General features: G+C 47.3%; 22 protein-coding genes. 15 read left to right on the top strand and 7 right to left on the bottom strand.

The genetic code is table 11. From position 1 onward, the window contains the following. The first annotated feature begins 25 nt into the window (after positions 1-25). The gene (locus KNQ09_RS11760; RefSeq protein ID WP_214858631.1) at positions 26-877 is read left to right on the top strand and encodes a PPK2 family polyphosphate kinase; all 852 of its coding nucleotides are present in this window, start codon (positions 26-28) and stop codon (positions 875-877) included. Positions 878-919: 42 nt separating this feature from the next. Here KNQ09_RS11760 and KNQ09_RS11765 read toward each other — a convergent pair whose 3' ends face one another. The 3 genes from KNQ09_RS11765 to garR form a co-directional block, all read right to left on the bottom strand. Next, positions 920-2,263, bottom strand: coding sequence for a GntP family permease (locus tag KNQ09_RS11765; RefSeq protein WP_064300447.1), 1,344 nt, complete (start codon positions 2,261-2,263; stop codon positions 920-922). A gap of 71 nt (positions 2,264-2,334) precedes the next feature. Further along, positions 2,335-3,774 (bottom strand): four-carbon acid sugar kinase family protein, encoded by a 1,440-nt coding sequence (locus KNQ09_RS11770; protein WP_214858632.1) that lies wholly within the window; start codon positions 3,772-3,774, stop codon positions 2,335-2,337. A 3-nt stretch (positions 3,775-3,777) separates the two neighbouring features. Further along, entirely contained in the window at positions 3,778-4,668 is an 891-nt protein-coding gene (garR, locus tag KNQ09_RS11775; protein ID WP_214858633.1) for a 2-hydroxy-3-oxopropionate reductase, read from the bottom strand. Between the two features lie 185 nt (positions 4,669-4,853). Between garR and KNQ09_RS11780 the strand changes: the two genes are divergently transcribed. From KNQ09_RS11780 to manA, 13 genes are all read left to right on the top strand, one after another. Next, on the top strand, positions 4,854-5,471 hold the full coding sequence (locus tag KNQ09_RS11780) for a GntR family transcriptional regulator (RefSeq protein WP_064300450.1): 618 nt from the start codon (positions 4,854-4,856) through the stop codon (positions 5,469-5,471). 121 nt (positions 5,472-5,592) lie between these two features. Beyond that, on the top strand, positions 5,593-6,018 hold the full coding sequence (locus KNQ09_RS11785) for a DMT family transporter (protein ID WP_023466686.1): 426 nt from the start codon (positions 5,593-5,595) through the stop codon (positions 6,016-6,018). A gap of 12 nt (positions 6,019-6,030) precedes the next feature. Further along, positions 6,031-6,693, top strand: coding sequence for a Crp/Fnr family transcriptional regulator (locus KNQ09_RS11790; RefSeq protein WP_353049755.1), 663 nt, complete (start codon positions 6,031-6,033; stop codon positions 6,691-6,693). A 12-nt stretch (positions 6,694-6,705) separates the two neighbouring features. Continuing rightward, complete coding sequence (locus KNQ09_RS11795) at positions 6,706-7,176, top strand: DMT family transporter (protein WP_023466690.1); 471 nt, start codon at positions 6,706-6,708, stop codon at positions 7,174-7,176. Positions 7,177-7,178: 2 nt separating this feature from the next. Beyond that, positions 7,179-7,880 (top strand): YjjG family noncanonical pyrimidine nucleotidase, encoded by a 702-nt coding sequence (locus KNQ09_RS11800; RefSeq protein ID WP_214858634.1) that lies wholly within the window; start codon positions 7,179-7,181, stop codon positions 7,878-7,880. Positions 7,881-7,987: 107 nt separating this feature from the next. Next, a complete protein-coding gene (locus tag KNQ09_RS17605) occupies positions 7,988-8,146 on the top strand; it encodes a hypothetical protein (protein ID WP_353049756.1) in 159 nt (52 codons plus the stop codon). Further along, positions 8,079-8,426, top strand: a complete 348-nt coding sequence (locus tag KNQ09_RS11805) for a GNAT family N-acetyltransferase (protein WP_353049757.1) — start codon at positions 8,079-8,081, stop codon at positions 8,424-8,426. The genes KNQ09_RS17605 and KNQ09_RS11805 overlap by 68 nt, the downstream gene beginning before the upstream one ends. 103 nt (positions 8,427-8,529) lie before the next feature. Beyond that, positions 8,530-9,072, top strand: coding sequence for a sigma-70 family RNA polymerase sigma factor (locus KNQ09_RS11810; RefSeq protein WP_214858637.1), 543 nt, complete (start codon positions 8,530-8,532; stop codon positions 9,070-9,072). Further along, a complete protein-coding gene (locus tag KNQ09_RS11815) occupies positions 9,047-10,405 on the top strand; it encodes a DUF4179 domain-containing protein (RefSeq protein WP_214858640.1) in 1,359 nt (452 codons plus the stop codon). Before KNQ09_RS11810 ends, KNQ09_RS11815 begins: the two co-directional genes overlap by 26 nt. Before the next feature lie 65 nt (positions 10,406-10,470). Continuing rightward, positions 10,471-10,953 carry a GNAT family N-acetyltransferase gene (locus KNQ09_RS11820; RefSeq protein ID WP_214858642.1) on the top strand — a complete coding sequence of 161 codons (483 nt, stop codon included), beginning with the start codon at positions 10,471-10,473 and terminating at the stop codon, positions 10,951-10,953. Between the two features lie 102 nt (positions 10,954-11,055). Continuing rightward, positions 11,056-12,123, top strand: a complete 1,068-nt coding sequence (locus KNQ09_RS11825; protein WP_214858644.1) for a YcjF family protein — start codon at positions 11,056-11,058, stop codon at positions 12,121-12,123. A 40-nt stretch (positions 12,124-12,163) separates the two neighbouring features. Further along, positions 12,164-12,805, top strand: a complete 642-nt coding sequence (locus KNQ09_RS11830) for a peroxiredoxin-like family protein (protein ID WP_064300457.1) — start codon at positions 12,164-12,166, stop codon at positions 12,803-12,805. Between the two features lie 176 nt (positions 12,806-12,981). Continuing rightward, positions 12,982-13,932 carry a mannose-6-phosphate isomerase, class I gene (gene manA, locus KNQ09_RS11835; RefSeq protein WP_064300458.1) on the top strand — a complete coding sequence of 317 codons (951 nt, stop codon included), beginning with the start codon at positions 12,982-12,984 and terminating at the stop codon, positions 13,930-13,932. A gap of 41 nt (positions 13,933-13,973) precedes the next feature. Here the strand turns inward: manA and KNQ09_RS11840 are convergent, their stop codons facing one another. Continuing rightward, a complete protein-coding gene (locus KNQ09_RS11840; protein WP_214858647.1) occupies positions 13,974-15,308 on the bottom strand; it encodes a sugar phosphate nucleotidyltransferase in 1,335 nt (444 codons plus the stop codon). Positions 15,309-15,348: 40 nt separating this feature from the next. On the opposite strand from KNQ09_RS11840, the gene KNQ09_RS11845 reads away from it, so the two are divergent. Then, positions 15,349-15,960 carry a response regulator gene (locus KNQ09_RS11845; protein WP_064300460.1) on the top strand — a complete coding sequence of 204 codons (612 nt, stop codon included), beginning with the start codon at positions 15,349-15,351 and terminating at the stop codon, positions 15,958-15,960. On the opposite strand, the gene KNQ09_RS11850 is transcribed toward KNQ09_RS11845, so the two are convergent. The 3 genes from KNQ09_RS11850 to KNQ09_RS11860 are packed head-to-tail and all read right to left on the bottom strand — an operon-like array spanning position 15,944 to position 19,126. After that, positions 15,944-16,810, bottom strand: coding sequence for a glycosyltransferase family 2 protein (locus KNQ09_RS11850; RefSeq protein WP_023466699.1), 867 nt, complete (start codon positions 16,808-16,810; stop codon positions 15,944-15,946). The two genes, KNQ09_RS11845 and KNQ09_RS11850, sit on opposite strands and share 17 nt — an antisense overlap. Continuing rightward, on the bottom strand, positions 16,807-17,946 hold the full coding sequence (locus KNQ09_RS11855) for a glycosyltransferase family 4 protein (RefSeq protein ID WP_214858650.1): 1,140 nt from the start codon (positions 17,944-17,946) through the stop codon (positions 16,807-16,809). The genes KNQ09_RS11850 and KNQ09_RS11855 overlap by 4 nt, the downstream gene beginning before the upstream one ends. A gap of 1 nt (position 17,947) precedes the next feature. After that, positions 17,948-19,126, bottom strand: a complete 1,179-nt coding sequence (locus tag KNQ09_RS11860; protein ID WP_214858652.1) for an MATE family efflux transporter — start codon at positions 19,124-19,126, stop codon at positions 17,948-17,950. Between the last annotated feature and the right edge of the window lie 45 nt (positions 19,127-19,171).

The following is a 19,171-nucleotide window of genomic DNA, read 5'->3' on the forward strand; positions in this document are numbered from 1 at the left end:
AAGCAATTAAAGGAGGAGCCCTACCATGAAACTGTCATCCTATCGTGTTAAGGAAGGCGAGCAAGTCTCGTTTTCGAATTACCCGACATCAGAAAAACATGAGATTTCGGAAGCGGAATTGCGAGAGAAGCGGATTCCCAAAAGTGTCGAGACGTTACAAGAGTTACACTGGCGTTTGCATGCTGAAGAAAAGAACGGTGTCCTCGTCATCCTGCAAGCGATTGATGCAGCGGGGAAGGATGAGGCGATCAGCTACATCTTTTCCAACTTGAACGCACAAGGACTTCGGACGATTTCCGTTAAAAAACCGTCGGATACGGAGCAAAAACATGATTATCTATGGCGGATCCACGAAGGACTACCGGAAAAAGGGGAAGTCGGCATCTTGAACCGTTCCTATTATGAGGAAGTCATTGCGCCACGAATCCATGATTTGCTCGAAGAGGAAGAAAAGCCGGATGACGGAGATGTCTGGCAGATGCGCTATCGCCAAATCAATGACTTTGAACGCTATCTCGTCGAGAACGGCTTCCGGGTCGTCAAGTTTTTATTCCATGTCTCAAAAGAGGAGCAACGGCAACGATTGTTGACTCGTCTGAAGGATCCAACGAAAAACTTCGAATTCTCGTTCAGTGATATTGAAGAACGCAAGCACTGGGACGAATACCATGAGATTTTTGCTGAGCTTGTCTCGGCGACATCGACATCGTATGCACCGTGGTACATCTTGCCGGCAAATGACGAATGGTATTCCCGCTATATCGTCACTGAAGTCATGAATGATGTTTTGAAGGAAATTGATCCGCAATATCCGAAGTTATCGGAAGAGGATCAGGAACAACTAGATGAAGCGATTAAACGATTGGAAAACGAATGAACAAAAATGCCACCGATGAACGTCATCGGTGGCATTTTTGAGTTAGAGTCCAGGTAAAATCCCTGTGAATAGACTTAAGAGGAAGACTGTAGCGAGCGCTGTTAAACCAGCGATAAAGCCACCGCCCGTCCAAGCAAGAAGTGTTTGGGGAATCGTCAATTTACCAAACCGGTTGACGACCCAAAAACCTGAATCATTGGGTAAGGAAAGTCCAATTCCACCAGCACAAATCGCTAGACCGAGAAGAATCGGAGAGACACCTAATTCTCCGACCATCGGACCGAGAATACTCGATGTCGTTACGAGGGCGACCGTCGCTGATCCAAGTGACGCCCGGAGGATCTGCGAAAAGATGAATGCCAGTAAGAGAACCGGGATGCTCCAGTTTTGCATCGTCGTAATGAGGTGATCCCCGATGCCACTATTATTGATGACGGCACCGAAGGCACCGCCGGCTCCGGTAATCAAGATGATGATTCCGGCTGAACTGATTGCTTCCGAGTATAAGCGTGCATTTGGGATTGCGATGTATGGGCGTAATAAGATGACAGCAGCAAAGACACTAATCAATAAGGCAACGTTTTTCTCACCGATGAAGCCAAAGAACGTTGCAATCGAAGTTCCGGGAAATAGCAGTTGAGAGACCGTATTCAATAAGATCAAGACGATGGGTAAAGCTAACATGAAGAAGCTAAGCCCTGTGCCGATTTCTTTCTTTGGTAAATCCGCTGGGTCGATCGATAGTTCTTCGATGTCGCCAGAATGCTTAATTCGTTTTCCGATGAACATACCGTACAGGTAACCACCAACGAGAGTAGCTGGAATGGCGACGATGATCCCATACAGAATAAAGAAGCCGAGCTCTGATCCTGTATTTTCTGCGACGACGAGTGGTCCAGGTGTCGGGGCGATCATGTTATGCGAGACGATTAGACCGACCCCGAGTGCCGTAACGAAACTGACGACGGAGATACCTGTTTTAGAAGAGAGCGAACGAATCAATCCACTTAAGATGACGAAAGCTGCATCAAAAAAGACAGGAATGGAAACCGCTGTTCCAGTTAGGGCGAGTCCGGCAGAGGATTTTTTAGGTCCGAACACATTCAAGACAGCTTGGGCAATCTTTTCGACAGCACCCGATGCACCAAGAAATTGACCAAAGATGACACCAAGACCAATCAGGATACCGACACCCGCAAGTGTGTTCCCGAAACCAGTCGTGACGACGGATGCGACTTCTTTGACAGGCATCCCGATGGCTAAAGCCGTCAAGATGGAGATCGCTACAAGTGCCAGAAACGGTTCGATTTTAAGCTTTAGGATGGAAAAGAACAGTAGAGCTAGAGACAGAATAAAAATGACGACCAATAAATTACCCGTAACCATCAAGATCTCTCCTTCATATCATGAATTCCACTGAGGTGATGACCTACCTCTTGTATCCGCTTACAAAATTATCAAGCGTGAAGTAGTTCTGCGACTTCTTTTAGCGTCGTCTTCGAACCGACATTCCCTGGGAAGATGACGTATGTCAGTCCGGGGAACTTACTTTCGGCTCCTGTTTTCCAAACCGGGATACCGGGTTTGACTTGACCGGCAACAGTTGCTCGTTTGACTTTCAGACCAGTCGTCCCGATATCACTTGACGTGATTCCACCTTTAGCAATGATGTAGCTTGGACGTACATGCAGACGGCTGACGATGCTCGTCACAGCATCAGAAATTTTAACGGATAGCTTTAATTCATTCTCTTGTTGATTCTCTCCTAGGTCGAGACGTTCTCGTCTCGTATAGACGGCAACTGTCTGTCCAGATGCAATCAATCGTTCCGTCGTCGTGATGATTCGATTAATTTCTTGTTCGAATTGATCGGGAGACAGGACAAGATGGACATCAAACTCAATGAAATGAATGAAGTCACACGTTTTTAATTCGGCTAGTTGCTCTGTCGTTTTTTGGACATGTGATCCAATCATGATTAAACCGCCAGGCGTCGTATCGGACACGAGTTCTTCTTTTGTCAGGAGGGGACGCTGATCGATTCCACCGATGACTTTCGTAAAAGCTGCGGCCGTCCGGAATAAAAATCGTTTTCCTGCGTTCATTGCGCGAATCAAAGCAATCGTCGCGACTTTGACATCAAGGTAATCTGTCGCATTGATGATGATTTTATTGAAATCTTGAGCGTTCATCAGTTGTGCCACGAGTGCGTCAAGACGGACCTGCCGTAAATCATCCAGTGATAAGGAGATGATGGTGTCAGCTGGGAAAGCCCCATCCGATTTTTCTTCTGCCCATTCCCCAAGGTGTGAAGCGGAATAACCGAACGTCCGGTCCTTTGCGAACTCTGTTTGCCCTGCTGGTACGAGTGTGTCGTCTTCAAGCACATAATGGACATCGTTGATCGTAAAACGACCACCTTCTTGGAAGAATGGCATCAGGATTTCACCGTCAAAGTGACCACTGGACTGTTGTTCGAGGGTTTGGCGTAAGACGTCCGTTTCGAGCGGATAATGTCCACGAAGTGTCGAATCACCACGACTAATTAAAATAAACGGCTGATTTCGTTGATCGGAAACGGCTTGGACGGTAGCCGCGATGTCTTCATGGACTTGTCGTGTTTCTTCACGCGTAAATCCACGAGAATTCGTCAAAATAAAAAACATCGACTGGTCTTCGCTAAATCCGGCCTCGATACTTTCGCTCGTCCAGTCAGTATAGACAGACACGCCATGGACGGTCTGCACACCTGTTGGATCATCATCGAGGACGATGATTTTATGAGGAAACTGATGTAAGGCTTCAACTAACAATTCATCTACTACTGTTGCATTCGGTAGGGATGGTAATTGGTTGAGTGTCGTTTTACTTGGTAATGTCGGGAATGTCGAAATCATCGTTTACACCTTCCTTACTTCAACATGTGCTAATTTTTCGTAGTACTGAATGATGCCGCCGTGATCATCCGCAGCTTTTCCATCAATTTTCAATGCATGGAAAATCTCAACGAGTTGGCTAGAGAGGGGTAAAGGAACACCGATCTCATGCGCGGTTTCCATGACGTTCGTCATATCTTTTAAGTTGATATCGATGCGTCCACCGGCAACGAAGTTTCGCTCTAGAATCAACGGTACTTTCGCATCGAGCACGGCACTACCCGCAAGACCACCGCGAATGGCTTGATACATCTTCTCTACATCGATGCCAGCTTTTGCGGCAAGCGTCAATGCCTCGGACATGGCAGCGATATTTAAATTGACGATGATTTGATTGGCAAGTTTAGCCGTGACACCGCTCCCGTTTTTGCCGACGAGCGTGACGCTTGCACCGATGACTTCTAGGAGTGGTCGGACGGTTTCAAAGACGTCGTCTTTCCCACCGACCATGATGGAAAGCGTCCCGTCGATTGCTTTCGGTTCTCCACCACTGACGGGTGCGTCGAGCATCTCGACTCCGCGTAGTGTTGCTTGTTGTGCAATCTCGACCGAGGCGACGGGGGAAATCGAACTCATATCAATCAAGATCGTTCCAGCTGTAGCCGTTTGTAAGAGACCGTTTTCTCCAAGGACGACTTGCTCGACGTGATGCGAAGCCGGTAGCATCGTGATGATGACATCACACGTCGCTCCCATATCAGCAGGTGTTCCGAATGCCGCACCCGCTTGAACGAGTGTCTCGACACTTTCCGTATTTAAATCATTCACCGTGACGTCATAACCGGCTTTTAGTATATTCAAGGCCATCGGTTTTCCCATGATGCCTAAACCAATAAATCCAACGCGTGTGTTCATCTAATCAAACTCCTTTTCATAAAAAGATAGCGCTTTCATAAAGTCTTTAACCGAATTGTACACACTAAATTCATTTTTGTATACAATTTATTTAAAAATGTATACAAAAATATGTCTCTTTCCAATTCCCAATATTAAACTTATACTTTGAACTAGAAGAAATTCGAATGTAGGAGACGATGTCTGTGGGGAAGAAAACGACGCAATTAGCATATGTTCAGGCATATGAATACATCCGGGATCGCATCTTAAACGGAGAACTGGAACGTGGAACGAAGTTAGTCGAAGAGCGTCTAGCTGAGGAAATGGGAATTAGCCGTACTCCCGTCAGAGATTCGATTCGAAAACTGGAGCAAGAAGGATTGATTAAGCAAAAACGTGTCGTCAATCCGAGCGACATGGATTTGCGACACATCTTTCAAGTCCGAATGTTGCTTGAGGGCTTTGCAGCCAGTCATTGTGCGACATATATGCGAGAAGCCGATTTAGAAAAGTTGAAGCAGTGTGTCGAAATCGGTAGAACGGGAGAACTCGAAGAAGTGATGGCGGCGAACAAGGAATTTCACGATGTGATCGTCGGGGCAACGAACAACCCGGTGATGATTGATATCATTGATCGGATGCAATCCATCATCTATCTATTCCGTAAGACCGTTGTCCACCATAAACGACCACTCTTGATTGAAGAACATGATGAGATCTATCAAGCGATTTTAAATCATCAACCAGAAGAAGCGGAGCGATTGATGAAAGCGCATCTTCAACTGGATTTAGAATTTTGTTTGAACTGGATGAAAGGATGAACGAGGTTGATATCGTTCATCCTTTTTTACATCTTGACGCGTTCTCAGGACAAATGTCCTGTTCAAATCAGAAGGACTCTCGTTAAATGAAAGTATCATGGAACAAGAGAGGAGTATGCACATGCGTGGTGTCTTATTTGCGATTGCGGGTGGCTTTTTCTTAACGCTTCAAAGTGTCGCTAATGCTAGGATCAGTCAAACGATCGGGACGTGGCAAGCGGCAACGATCACTCAGATGACCGGGTTCATCGTTGCGATCCTCTTAGCGATCGTCTTACGGGATCGTAGTTTTTCAGCGATGCGCCGTGTCAAACCGCTTTATCTGGCAGGGGGTGCCTTTGCAGCGATCATATTATTCAGCAACATGACAGCTGTTCACCGGATGGGCGTAACTTTGACGATTTCGCTCTTTTTACTGGCGCAATTAGCACTGGCACTCTGGATTGACGGAAGAGGCTGGTTCGGCGTCATGAAACGTCGACTGCGGGGACCGCAGATCATCGGCATCTTGATGATGGTCGCAGGCATCTTCATCTTAAAGAGCTAAGGAGGAGAAGAAGTGACGGACATTGTGAGCTATTTGGAACGGTATCAGTTAACGCATGTCTTTGACGCATCGTTACGCAAGGCGATGCACATTCAGACGTTCGCACCGGGTGAGGCTTTATGCCGACAAGGTGATGTTGCGCATGAACTCTACCTGCTCGTCGAAGGAAAATTGAAGATCACGCATATGTCGGCAACGGGGAAACGTCTCGTGTTGTCCTTCAAGCATCCGTTTGATCTCGTCGGCGATATTGAGTTCGTCCGAAAGATTGATTTGATGAACACGGTCGAGGCAGTGACACCAGTGACCGTCTTACGCGTTGCCTATCCGGATTTGGAAGAAGCACGTGTCCATCATCCTGCCTTTTTATTATTTTTACTCGAGACGATCACGAAAAAGTTTGAATTAAAATCGCATACGCTCAGCTTCAATCTGTTGTACCCGGTTGAAGTTCGGCTAGCCAGTTATTTGTTGTCGATGACACCTAATACGGATGCTTTTGCGAGTAAGGAACTCGTCGATGCGGCAGATTTGATCGGAACGAGCTATCGTCATGTCAATCGTGTCTTACGCCAGTTCGTCGACGATGGGTTGATTCGCCGGACACAGCATACGATTGAGATCATTGATCGAGACGGATTGATGGAACGAGTCGGAGAAAGCATTTACGAATGAAGGAGGTGCGACATGGTTACGGGAATCATCCTTGCCCTTTGTGGGGGCATGCTCGTCTGTATTCAAAATACGTTTAACGCAAAAGTCAAAGAACACGTCGGTGCTTGGGCGACGACAACGCTAGTCCTTGGACTCGGGTTCCTCGCTTCACTGACGATTGGTTTGATCGTCGAAGGATCACAACTGTTTGCACTAAAAGAGGCACAAACCTGGTTTTGGTTCAGCGGAATCATTGGTGTTGGTGTCGTCCTCTGTGTGACACAAGGCGTTCAACAACTCGGACCGAGTCGAGCGATTTCGATCGTCATGGTATCGCAAATCCTGTTTGCCTTGCTCTGGGATACGCTCGGCTGGTTTGGTTTACAGACCGTTCCGTTTACGTGGACGAAAGCACTCGGTGTCCTATTGATTGGTGGCGGCGTGCTATTATTTCAACTGGGCGGGAAAACAACGACTGTACAACACGTACGAAAAGGAGCTTGACTATGTTTTACACGACGGTATTATTCGATATTGACCATACATTACTCGATTTTGAAGCGACGGAACGGATTGCCTTTCGCCGCCTGCTCGAGCAACAAGAGTTGCAGTGGACGCCGGAGCGAGAAGCGCGCTATAAAACACTCAATCAAGCACTTTGGAAAGCACTCGAACGAGGTGAGGTGACACGCGAGGAAGTCATTCACTCACGGTTCGTGACGTTCTTCGCGGAAGAAGGAAGGACGGTCGACGGACGAGAAGTTGACGAAACGTATCGCGGATATCTCGCACAAGGAACAGAATTGATTCCGGGTGCGACGGCGCTACTTGAGCAGCTAACCGGAAACGTCACGATGTATGTCGTCACGAACGGTATTTCGAAGACGCAACGCGCACGGCTCGATGGCGCTGGATTAACGGATTTCTTTGAAGCGATTTTCGTTTCAGAGGAGACGGGTTTTCAAAAGCCGATGGCAGGATTCTTCAATCATGTGTTTGCGCGAATTCCGCAATTCGACCCGGCGCGAACGATCATCGTCGGGGATTCCTTGTCAGCTGATATCGCAGGTGGCAATCAAGCCGGTATCGCAACATGTTGGTTTAATCCAGAAGGAAAATCAGCGACGGATATCAAGCCGACGTTTACGATTACGTCGTTAGCCGAACTACCTGCGGTGCTTGAAAACGCAGCAGTCCTTCAACAATGAATCAAACCAACCGATAGGAAAGAGAAGGAAAGGGGGCGATCACTGTGCAACGATGTGATCAACAGACGCTGGAGGCAACTCCCGTCTAACTAAAAGGGGAAATGAACATGATTCAACTTGTACCGGTAACAGCAGAAAACTGGGAAGCGTGTTGTGAGCTAGCACTGACAGTAGAACAGCAAGACTTCATGGAAGCGAATGTCTACTCGATCGCCGCAAGCGAAGTTCGAACCGAGCCTTGTCCTTCGGGCGATCATTGCAGGTGAAGCCGTCGTTGGTTTTGTGATGTACAACACGGAGCTAGAAGAACTCAACGGCTACTGGATTTACCGCATCATGATTGATCAAGCGCAGCAAGGGAACGGAATCGGACGATTGGCGATGCAAGCCGTAATTGACGAGATGCGCGTGTTACCTGCAGCGAAACGAATCGTCGTCGGCTATCGGCCGGATAATCAGGCGGCACACCGTCTGTATGCAAGTCTCGGCTTCATCGACCACGGGGATCGATTCGGTCGGGAAATGGCGGTGCGATTAGATATTTGAAGGATGGAAGGACTCTTGAAACGCAAGAGTCCTTTTTTTTTTGGATATTTTTTGAAACTTTTCTCGGCTCATCATGCTCTAATTAGTAAAGGGAGGGAACACGATGGACTTACGAAACGAGCACACGACACTCGTCCGCCGTGCAATGAAGCACGATGAAGCGGCATTTGAGCAATTGGTGCTCCTACATAGCGAACAACTCTACCGAACAGCGTATCTATATGTTAAGAACGAACACGATGCCTTAGACGTCGTACAAGAGACAGTTTATAAAGCGTTCATCTCGATCGAACAAGTGAAGGAACCAAAACATTTCGTGACATGGATCACGAAAATCCTGATCCGCAATTGTTATCGCGTGCTTGAGAAACAACAACCAACCGATGACATCTTACTTCATGTTCCGGTGCAGGAAGACCAATCGCGAGACGAACATCTTGATCTCGTGCACGCTTTATCGCATCTGCGAAAAGAATACCGGGATGTCTTAGTTCTTTTCTATTTTCATGATATTCCGATGAAAGAGATCGCAAGCTTCATCGGCATTACCCTCAATACGGTCAAGACATACTTAAAGCGAGGACGCGAAGAATTGAAGATACAGTTAGGAGGAATGGATTATGGAGCAGCACGATCTACGAAATGACTATGAAAAAATTCCTGTCCCAACGAACGCCTTACAAGACCGGATTCGTCAAGGCATCACGCAAGGCGTAGCGGAAAGAAAACAACAACGTCCTCGTCGGAAACAGTACGTCGCCATTGCGGGTCTTGCCGCCTCGCTATTTGTGACGACGTTCATCGTTCCACCGTTTGCTTCCGCGATGTCGCATGTTCCATTGATTGGTGGATTGTATCGTCCCTTTACAGAACAGGGTACAGTCGGTACGGAAATCGAGAAGAAACAACTTGCAACAGCAATTGATCAGACGGTAACCGATCAAGGCATTACGATCAAGGTCGTCGACGCCTACTATGATGGTACGACGATCGGGATGAACCTGACGGCAACTGGTGTACCAGACGTCAACGAAACGAAACGAGCGGCGTTTTATGAAGTGTTCAAAGGTGATAAACGATTCGAAGGTACTGAAAATCAAGAACTGGCATATTTCAAACAGGACGGTAAGGTATGGAAAGCCCGAATTGAATATGATGTCGGCTTACAGAAATTAAGTGATTCCATGCAGGTACCACTCGTGATTTCGGAAATGTTTGGTCTAGACGGGAACTGGCAATTCGAGGTTCCGGTCAAACGATTGCAAGCGATTGAACAGACGTTTAATACGACGGTAAAAAATCCTGATTATGCGGTCGATGTCACGTTAAAACGGATGACAAAAGGACAGGCAAGTACGACGTTTGATTATACAGTGGTTTATCCGAAGTCGGATCGGTATTGGCTAGAACTGGCTCTATTTGATGATAAAGGGAATGAAATCATCAAAAACTGGTCAGTCGGAACATCGTTAGTAAGTGGTTCGGTCAGCGGGTCGCAACGAACGGATGTCTCGCGGATTCGATTCGGAAATTATATCATTCCATCCGGGTCCTATAAGTTGCATCCTTCTTTACGTCTTTCACCGAAGACACATTGGCTGTCATTAAAGAAGACGTCTTTCCCTTATACGCAACAAGATGCGCATCATCCGCTGAAGATGACGATTCAACAGGTAGAGACGTCCGGTTCTCACGTACAAGTCGATTTCTTGACGAACTCGGATCAAAAAAATTCAGAGATCAAGTTGGATGTTGAAAACAGTATGTTCCTGATTCAAGGAAACGAACCACCGGATGGTCGTGAAATCAAACCGACTGTTGAAGTCATCGATGCGAAACAAAAGTTACTTCGGGCGACGTTCACGTTATCAGCGTCACAAATCGATGCAATCGATGACTTCTATCTACAAACGGGCTATTCCAACACCGTGACGAATACACCAATCGACTTGAAACCGATTCCGTTCACCGTCGATTAAACAGGAGACTCCTGACATGCTGTCGAACTAGAATCAGCATGTGAGCAACAAAGGAGTCTGATGAGATGGAAGTACGTCAAATGACAGTGGACGATTATCCAGAAGTCGTTCGGATCTACGAACAAGGAATAAAGACGGAGAATGCGACGTTTCGCACGGAAGCATTACCGTACGAAGAATGGACGAAGCATCACCACGCACACAGTCGTCTCGTTGCGATGGAAGACGAGCAACTGCTCGGCTGGGTCGCGTTAAGTCCATTCTCTTCGATTCCGGCATACGCCGGTGTCGCTGAAATCAGCCTCTATATCGCGGAAGAAGCACGCGGCAAAGGTGTCGGCACACGCTTGATGGATGACGTCATTCAAGCAAGTGAAGCAGCTGGAATCTGGACGTTGCAATCGCAAATTTTTCCGGAAAATCAAGCGAGTCTACGCCTTCATGAACGATTTAATTTTCGGGAAGTCGGTCGCCGGGAGCGAATTGGTCGGCTCGGAGGCAGATGGCGCGATACGGTATTGCTCGAGCGACGCAGCACATATCTCTAAAATTCGGCAAGTGGACACAATGTTCCCTTGCCTTCTTTGTGTTGAAAGCAAGGGATAATGGGAAAAGACAGACAGACAGCAGAAGAAGGGGGAGGGATCACGATGGATGATTTTTTTGGTGAAGGACTGGAGACCAATCAACAAAAACGGAAACGCAAACTGGAGGAAATCTTTGATCAGTCGTTTGAATCGGAGCGACGGGATTTCAATCAATCGCTGGAGCAGGACGTGACGGTTGCCCTGATCGGAGATGTCAATGCGGGAAAATCTTCGACCTTGAACGCGATTCTTGGTCGTGAAGTCGCAACGGTCGGGGCGCGCCCGGGTGAAACGGTCCGGATTGATCAAGTAAGGCAGCATCCGGAAGATAAAGTCATCTTCGTCGATACACCAGGATTGAATGATGCCAATACACAGAACTCGGAAGCGACGTGGACGTACTATAAAAGTGCCGATGTCATCCTTTACTTTTTAAATGCGGCAGGTACCGTCTTATCTGAGACAGAGACGAAAAACTTCCGTAAGATTTATCAACATAACCAAAATGTCTTGATCGTCGTTACGAAGATGGATGCGACGGATGATGTCGACACGATCGTTCAGCATATTGCAGAAAAACTACCAGGACCCAAAATCATTCCCGTATCAGCACGAGAAGGAACGAACATTGATCGGCTCCGTCGGGAGGTCCTCGATATCTTAAAAAAGTTCGACAAGGATAATGTGTTCGTTCGTCAGATGGATCCGACCGTTCGTGGCAAGATCGCCAACAACTGGATTGTGGGTGCCGGAACAGCCGCTGGTGCGATCGGTGCCGTCCCGTTCCCGGGAGCTGATATCATTCCATTGACTTCAATTCAAATCGGCTTGATGCTCAAGCTATCGAATCTGTACGAACGACAGTTATCCAAAGAGAGTGCGAAGGAGTTGCTTGTCGTGACAATCGTCGGAAACTCCGGAAAAACCGCATTTCGGCAAATAGCGAAGCTCGTTCCGGGGTATGGTGCCGTCATTGCCGCGGGCGTCGCTTCGACCGCTACTCTTGCACTCGGATATGGAACGAAATACGTCTATGAGAATAAGCTCGAGCTGACACCCGAACAACTAATGGGGTTTGTGAAACGATTCAGGAAGAAGGCGGAGGAGTCGTCAGAAGAGACAAACGAGTAATCTCCCTGTTATTCTATACAGCAACAAAGGGGGAGAACATATGACACGATTACTCGAAGAAATCAAACAGTATCAATCGGAATTCCGACAAAAGGCACCTGCTGAGAAACAACGATTGATGGCGGAAGCGACAGCTGAGCTGGCTGCTTCTGGTATCGCAAAAGGTTTAGGTGTCGGTGATACGATTCCACACTTTACGTTACCCGATGTATCCGGCAAGCCTGTGGCGATCGAGACATTACTCGAGCAAGGTCCTGTCATCTTGACGTTCTACCGGGGTGGCTGGTGTCCATACTGCAATCTCGAGCTTCGCGCGTATGAACGGGAAATCGACCGTATTCGTGCTCAGGGAGCGACTGTCGTTGCAATCAGTCCGGAGACACCTGAATTTGCTGAGCAGACAGCAAACAAGAATGCGTTAAGTTTCCCTGTCTTAAGTGACGTTGATTTACATGTATCCCGTCAATTTGATTTGGTGTTCGACCTGCCAGATTATTTGATTGAAATTTACAAAGCATCGGGACTTGATGTAGCGAAGCACAACGGAAATGAGGATTGGCAGTTACCGAAACCGGCGACGTTCATCATTGATACGGACGGTGTGATTCGTTTCGCAGAAGTACCATCGGATTATACAAAACGCGTTGATCCGCAGATGATCATCGATTATCTCGAACAGTAAAAGAGCCAGTCAAATATACGAAAACCAACTCCTAGGGACGCACTAAGAGTTGGTTTTTTTATGATTCAATCTGTTTTATTTGGATAATATAGACATAAAAATGGGTATAAAGAGGTAACCAAACGTATAGATGGAGGTGAAGCGTCGCTCCTAGTCTATCGGGAGTCCGCGTCGATATGTATGCCATTCAACCAATTTTCAAAGAACGAATTTGGGGCGGTCGACGTTTAGAAGCGTTGTTTCAGTTTGAGTTACCAGAAGGACAAATTGGAGAATGTTGGACAGCATCTGCTCACGCGAGTGGGCGGACGTACTTCTTAGATGGACCTGATCAGGGGAAGACGCTAGATGAATTATGGCAAACGAAACGGACAGAACTATTCGGTGATTATCTGCTGGATGCCTTTCCGCTTCATGTAAAATTTCTGGACTCGTCCGCCTACTTATCCGTTCAAGTCCATCCGAACGATGAGGAGGCACGACGGCTAGAAGGAGAACCATACGGCAAGAATGAGTGCTGGTATATCTTAGAGGCTGCACCAGAGGCAGAAATCATTCTTGGTCACAATCTACAATCACGAGATGCCCTGTTTCGGTGCGCTCAAGAAAAGGACTGGGAGACGTCACTTCGGCATCAAAAAGTTAAACCTGGCGAATTCTATTACATTCCGAGTGGTACAATCCACGCTCTAGGACCAGGCATCGTTCTTCTTGAGATTCAACAGATGAGCGACCGGACGTACCGACTATATGATTACGACAGATTAGGAGATGACGGGAAACCGAGAGAATTACACGTTGAGAAGGCAATCGCTGTCACGACGATTCCAGATGAGCCGTGGACGAACCAACCAGAGACGATCATCAAGGAGGGGGGCATCATGACGAAGTTGCTTCAAGTACCTTCCTTTACGGTCATCCGTCATGAAGTGACCGGTCGGTATGCATTGCATGATCATCCGGTCTTTCGTTTATTGACTGTCATCGATGGTAAAGGAGAAGCGCGGCAAGGAAATCGCGTGATTCCTTTACAGAAAGGGAAACAATTCTTTGTACCGCGTCGAGCGGGAGATTACGAGATAGTTGGATCCGTCACATTCGTGACGAGTGAAGTGTTTTTAGACTAGAGCAGACGAAAGGGCACCACTAGGAGGTGCCCTTTCTAACATCATGGTTTGGACCGGATGGAGGTCGGGAGCGGATAGTTATCCTGCTCTGTCCAATCAATGGAATATTTAATTTCGATCATAATCAGATCTTCTAGTGTTGTCAGAGTATGCGGAACACCTTGTGGAATGTGTACGACAGAAGTCGGTCCGAGTTGCTGTGACTGACCATCGATCAGTGCCTCGGCGCGACCTTGTAAGATACTCCATGTCGAGTCGGTATGCGCATGATAATGATGACTGATTTGTTGATGCGCCTTGATATGCAGCCGTCGAGTCACGGCATAACGTCCGTCCTCTAGTTGCTGTTGATGTAAAATCGTCGCATATCCCCAGCGTTTCCATTCAAATTGTGGTGGCAAAGTGTCATCCGTCAAATATTCCTTTAAGGCAGGTGTCTCGTCTTTTGACGCAACGAGGACACCATCTGGACTCACCGACACGATTAAGTTATCGAGTCCGATTCCAAGGACAGGAACCTGTAATTCATTGACGATATGCGTATTTTTCGAGTGGATCATCCGGGCGTTTCCATGAAGCGGATGTGGCATCTCTTCCGTTAATGTATTCCACGTTCCGAGATCTTTCCAGTAGCCATCATACCGATGAACGAATAAAGAATCGGTCTTTTCAACGACCGCATAATCAAATGACGTCTTTTCTAGTGCCTCATAGTTCGAACGGAGCGCCTCGAAAGACGTCGGCACAGCTTGCGCTTCTAGACACTGCATCAAGAAGTCAAGGCGACAGGCAAAGACACCACAGTTCCATAATGCACCTTGTTCGATTAAGTCACTCGCGACCTCAACAGTCGGTTTTTCCTGAAAGCGTTCGACGATAGACATGTTTTCGGAAGTTCGCGGAATGATATAGCCATATTTTGATGTAGGATGTAACGGTTCCACACCCATTAAATGAAGCACATCCGGATGTTCTTGGACGGATTGATCCAGTTGCTCGAAGCGTTCAAAGAACGATAATTCAACGTAAGGATCGACCGGCATGATGATGACCGTCTCTTCTAAATCAATTCGTTCTGCCAAATAGCTCGTCGCGAGCATGATGGCAGGGAACGTATCGCGACGTGACGGTTCCTGAATGATAGAAGTACGGAAGCCCAGCTGATTTTCAATTGCATCGACTTGTGAACTCGTCGTCGTAATGACGGTCCGGTCGTCCAGACCGACTTCCTGAAGCTGCTGAAAGACACGTTCCATCATCGATTGTTTATTGCCATCGCGATCTTCTAGGATCTTTAAGAACTGTTTCGAGTTCAAATCGTTCGAGAGCGGCCAAAGCCGTTTTCCAGATCCACCTGATAGTAAAAGAATATACATTGACGACCATCCTTTCTTTTTAAAACGGAGGCGATAGCATATGGCACTTTATCTATTAGTTGACTCACATGAACCGACACGACAGATTCTACGTCGTAAACTTTTAGCAGCGGGACAAGACGTACAGGAAGCAGGATCAGGAGAAGAGGCCTTGGAACAACTCAGCAATTCCGACGTTGATGTCTTACTAACGGAACTTCGACTTCCGGAAATGGATGGTGTCGAGCTGTTACGTATTGCCAAACAACGTGCGCCATTAACGAAACAAATCGTGTTGACTGATTATATGCAGGTGCATACGCTGCTCGCAGCAGTAAATGCAGGGAATGTCAGTCGTATGATGACGAAACCTTTGAAAATTGATGAGCGAATACTCTCTATCATGACTAAAATTGGTGATGAAGTCGTCGAGACGAAGCAACGGAAACGTAATTTGGTCAACCATTTTGAGAGCGTGCTTTTGAGTTCAGATCGTCCGTATTGTTTATTTTTTGAAGACGGAACGATTGCCAGCCAACGCTCTCTAATCATTAGTCACTCCGAACAAGAGGTGGGTGAAGAAGATCAGATACAGCGTTTAGAATTCCCCACGCAGTTCGGTACCTACATCTTGTATCAATCAGTCGTCGGAAGCATTACGAAACCCGTTTGAAGAAGAGAGATTCTACACCAATGAAGCTGAGGCGCAAGTACATGTAGATGACGCCAACGGTCAACAGCGGATGACGGCTGTATTTTCTTAAATTAGCCTGATGATAGAGAACAGGACGGAAGAAATACCAACGTCGTAAGGCTTTCATGAAGCCGCCCTGTTCCGCGTCGAGCGTCGCGGGCATGACATCAAAGTAATAGCGTTTCTTTCGAAGCAGGTCGTTTAATTCGACCTGCTTTTCATTGTGGTGCACGTAGGTGAACGTCGCACGGCGAATGATCCCGCCTTGTTCTAAATAACGGATCGTCGGTTGCGTCTCTTCGAAACTGATTTGCGTTGGATCAATCTCGCCCGAGGCGACGTACGCTTCGAGCCGCCAGAAGCGCGCGGCTTCCATCGTATGCGTGTCGAGTTGATCCGTCGGAACATTGAACAGGTTACGCTCAAAGACCTTCACTTGACTGAAGTAATTATCATAATCGCTATATGCACGTTCAGGAATCACAAGAGCTCCGACATCTAAGTGCGCTTCAAGATACAAGAGGCAGCTTTTTAATAGCTGTTCTTCGAGTACCATATCGGAATCAATGATGTAGAGATAATCGACATTGTGTTGCTTCAAGCGATCAATCGCAGTCTTGCGGGCGATACCTCGTTCACCGTGCGGAAGCGAGAGCACTTCAAATCGCGTATCATTTGCGGTTAACCGACGCATCGTCGCGACGGTAGAATCGGTCGAACCATCATCCGCGATGACACAAAGGAAAGAAGCATGTTGTGCCTGAAGTGAGCGGATCGTTTCCGTGATGATTGCTTCATTTTCGTATGTGGACATAGCGATTCCAATCATGAAAAATCCTCCTTCAGTGCGATGGGTATCAATTCGCGTTGCAACCAGTTTCGAAACGCTTGACCTGTGTGATCCCAGTGCAGGGTCTGAGCGAAACGATGACCGGCTGCTTGAATCATTTCGTATTCTTCCGGGTCACGTAAGCAGGCGCGCATCTCGGCAGCGAGTGCACCTGGCGTCTGACTCTTTGCCATGTAACCAGTCATGCCGTACTGGACGGCGTCGCGTAGTCCAGGTGCGTCATAGACGATCGTTGGTGTGCCAACGGCCGCCGCTTCGCTGACCGTCAGCCCCCAACCTTCTCGTTTGGAAGGAAACAGGAGCGCCGTCGCGCGACTCATCCGTTCGAGCTTTTCTTCCTCACTGACGAATCCAAAATAAGTGATGGCGTCACGCATTTCTTCTGGGACGATCGGATTAAGGTGCTCGGCGATATATGCCTCGTCTTTTTTTCCGATGACCCAGAAACGAGCGTCTGGGTACTCCCGTTTGACGATGACGAAAGCTTGGAGTGCATCATTGATTCCTTTATAGGCAGACATCCGTCCAGCGTATAAAAAAGTCGGATATGCTTCTTTCGGCTTCCAGTCCTCCTCGTTCCATGGGGTAAAGGAGAGACCTTCCGGTAGAATCGTCACCTCGTCTTTGGAAAAGCCGACAGCAAGCAGGTCGTCTGCAGTTGACTGACTGACCGTCAACGCGCGACCGGTCCGGTACAGCTGCAGACGCGGCGTCTCCGTCCATTCGCCGATGTATGAAAATGGAGGACGAACATTGATTTGCCAGATTTCACGTGTCAGTTGATGAATGAAGAGGGCACGTTTCGCTAATGGAACATACAGGGGTGTGAAGAAGTGATGCGTGTTCATCTGGTCGACGACTAAATCAATCGTCGCAGCATGCAACTGGTAATAAGAAAAGGCGAGCGGAACGACGGAAAGTGCAGAACCTCTTCGGATATAAGTGATGCCGTCCAAAAACTCGACATCGTGTCCGCCTTTAAATGCGGGAGAGAAGTGAGTGATCTCATACTCATCACTGACACGTCGGAGCATCTCGTGGGTGAATACTTCCGCACCACCTGCTTTCGGATGTTTGATATCGCGCCAAGATAAAAAAAGTAGATGTGGTTTCATGTTACGCCTCCTTCACTGAATGGGGGTGTCGGGGTAAGGTGAAACGTAATATCAAGGCGCCGAGTAAAAAGACACCTGCTTGCGCGAGCAACCAAGTCTCGACGGTCGAATGAAATGTCGTCAAGACAATGATGAACAGAATCAGAATCAACCAATAGCCTTTCAAGTACCCAGTTCTGTGTAGTGAAAACTGGACGAGTGCTTCATATTGAATCAACGTGATGCCGACATAAACGAAAACCATATATTTGATGTAATGAGTTGCCGCGTCATAACCACTCCCGAATAGAATCGGAATCAAATAAGGGACGATCGTCCAATACACTAAAACGGCAAGAGCGAGTCCACCTAATAAAATGCGGTAAAAGCGACGCTCCCAAAGAAGAAAGTCTTCGTCCTGACTTTTTTGGCTTAAGCGCGGTAGCAACAATTGTGCGAGTGATAACGCGACGAACAACAGCAGTTGACCAAATCGTAAGGTAACCGAATAATCTCCTGCTAACTGTGGGAAGTAACGGGTGACGAGTAAACTATCGAGTGTGAAAAACAGCGTCATGACGACTTGTGTATGAACCATATGGACGAGTCCGTTCGCCTGGATACGCCCGCTACTAACGGGAAACGTGACTTGCATCAGGCTTAATAGGTAGGACGCAATCATGCCAGCCAAGATGAACAATAGTGCATAACTGACGTTCGTTTGTTGAATCAAGAGCCATGTGGCTAAGACTTTGACGACGGATTCGATGTAATAAGAGAGGTTCAGGGCATAGAAGCGTTCAGTCGCTTGTAAGACACCACGACGAAAAGATAGAAGGATATGAAACACGATGATCAAATAAACAATAAGCAGGTTTATTTTGGTAAACGGCAGGAAATAAGGTAATGCATAAAGTAAAATAAGTAAGAAGCATCCTGTAACCGCCAGTATGCGGAACCGTAACTTTTGGTAATCGTTCGTTTTCTGTTGACTATAGTCCCGAGTCACGGTCCATTGTAAGGCACCACCGATGATGAGCAGAAGACCCAAAAAAGCCAAGTAGGCGTTCAATAATCCATATACAGTACTAGAAAGCTCCCGGGCTAATAACAAATGATAGGCATAGTTCACGAGGTTCAGCGCTACATCTAGAATCGGGAAAATCAATAAAACGGCATGTCGCTGGATGAAACTTGTCATGGAGCCACCTCCCATCAGTCAGAGCTGTTTTACGGAAAGGATGAG

This window comes from Exiguobacterium sp. s191, assembly GCF_018618955.1.
GTDB lineage: Bacteria > Bacillota > Bacilli > Exiguobacteriales > Exiguobacteriaceae > Exiguobacterium_A > Exiguobacterium_A abrahamii.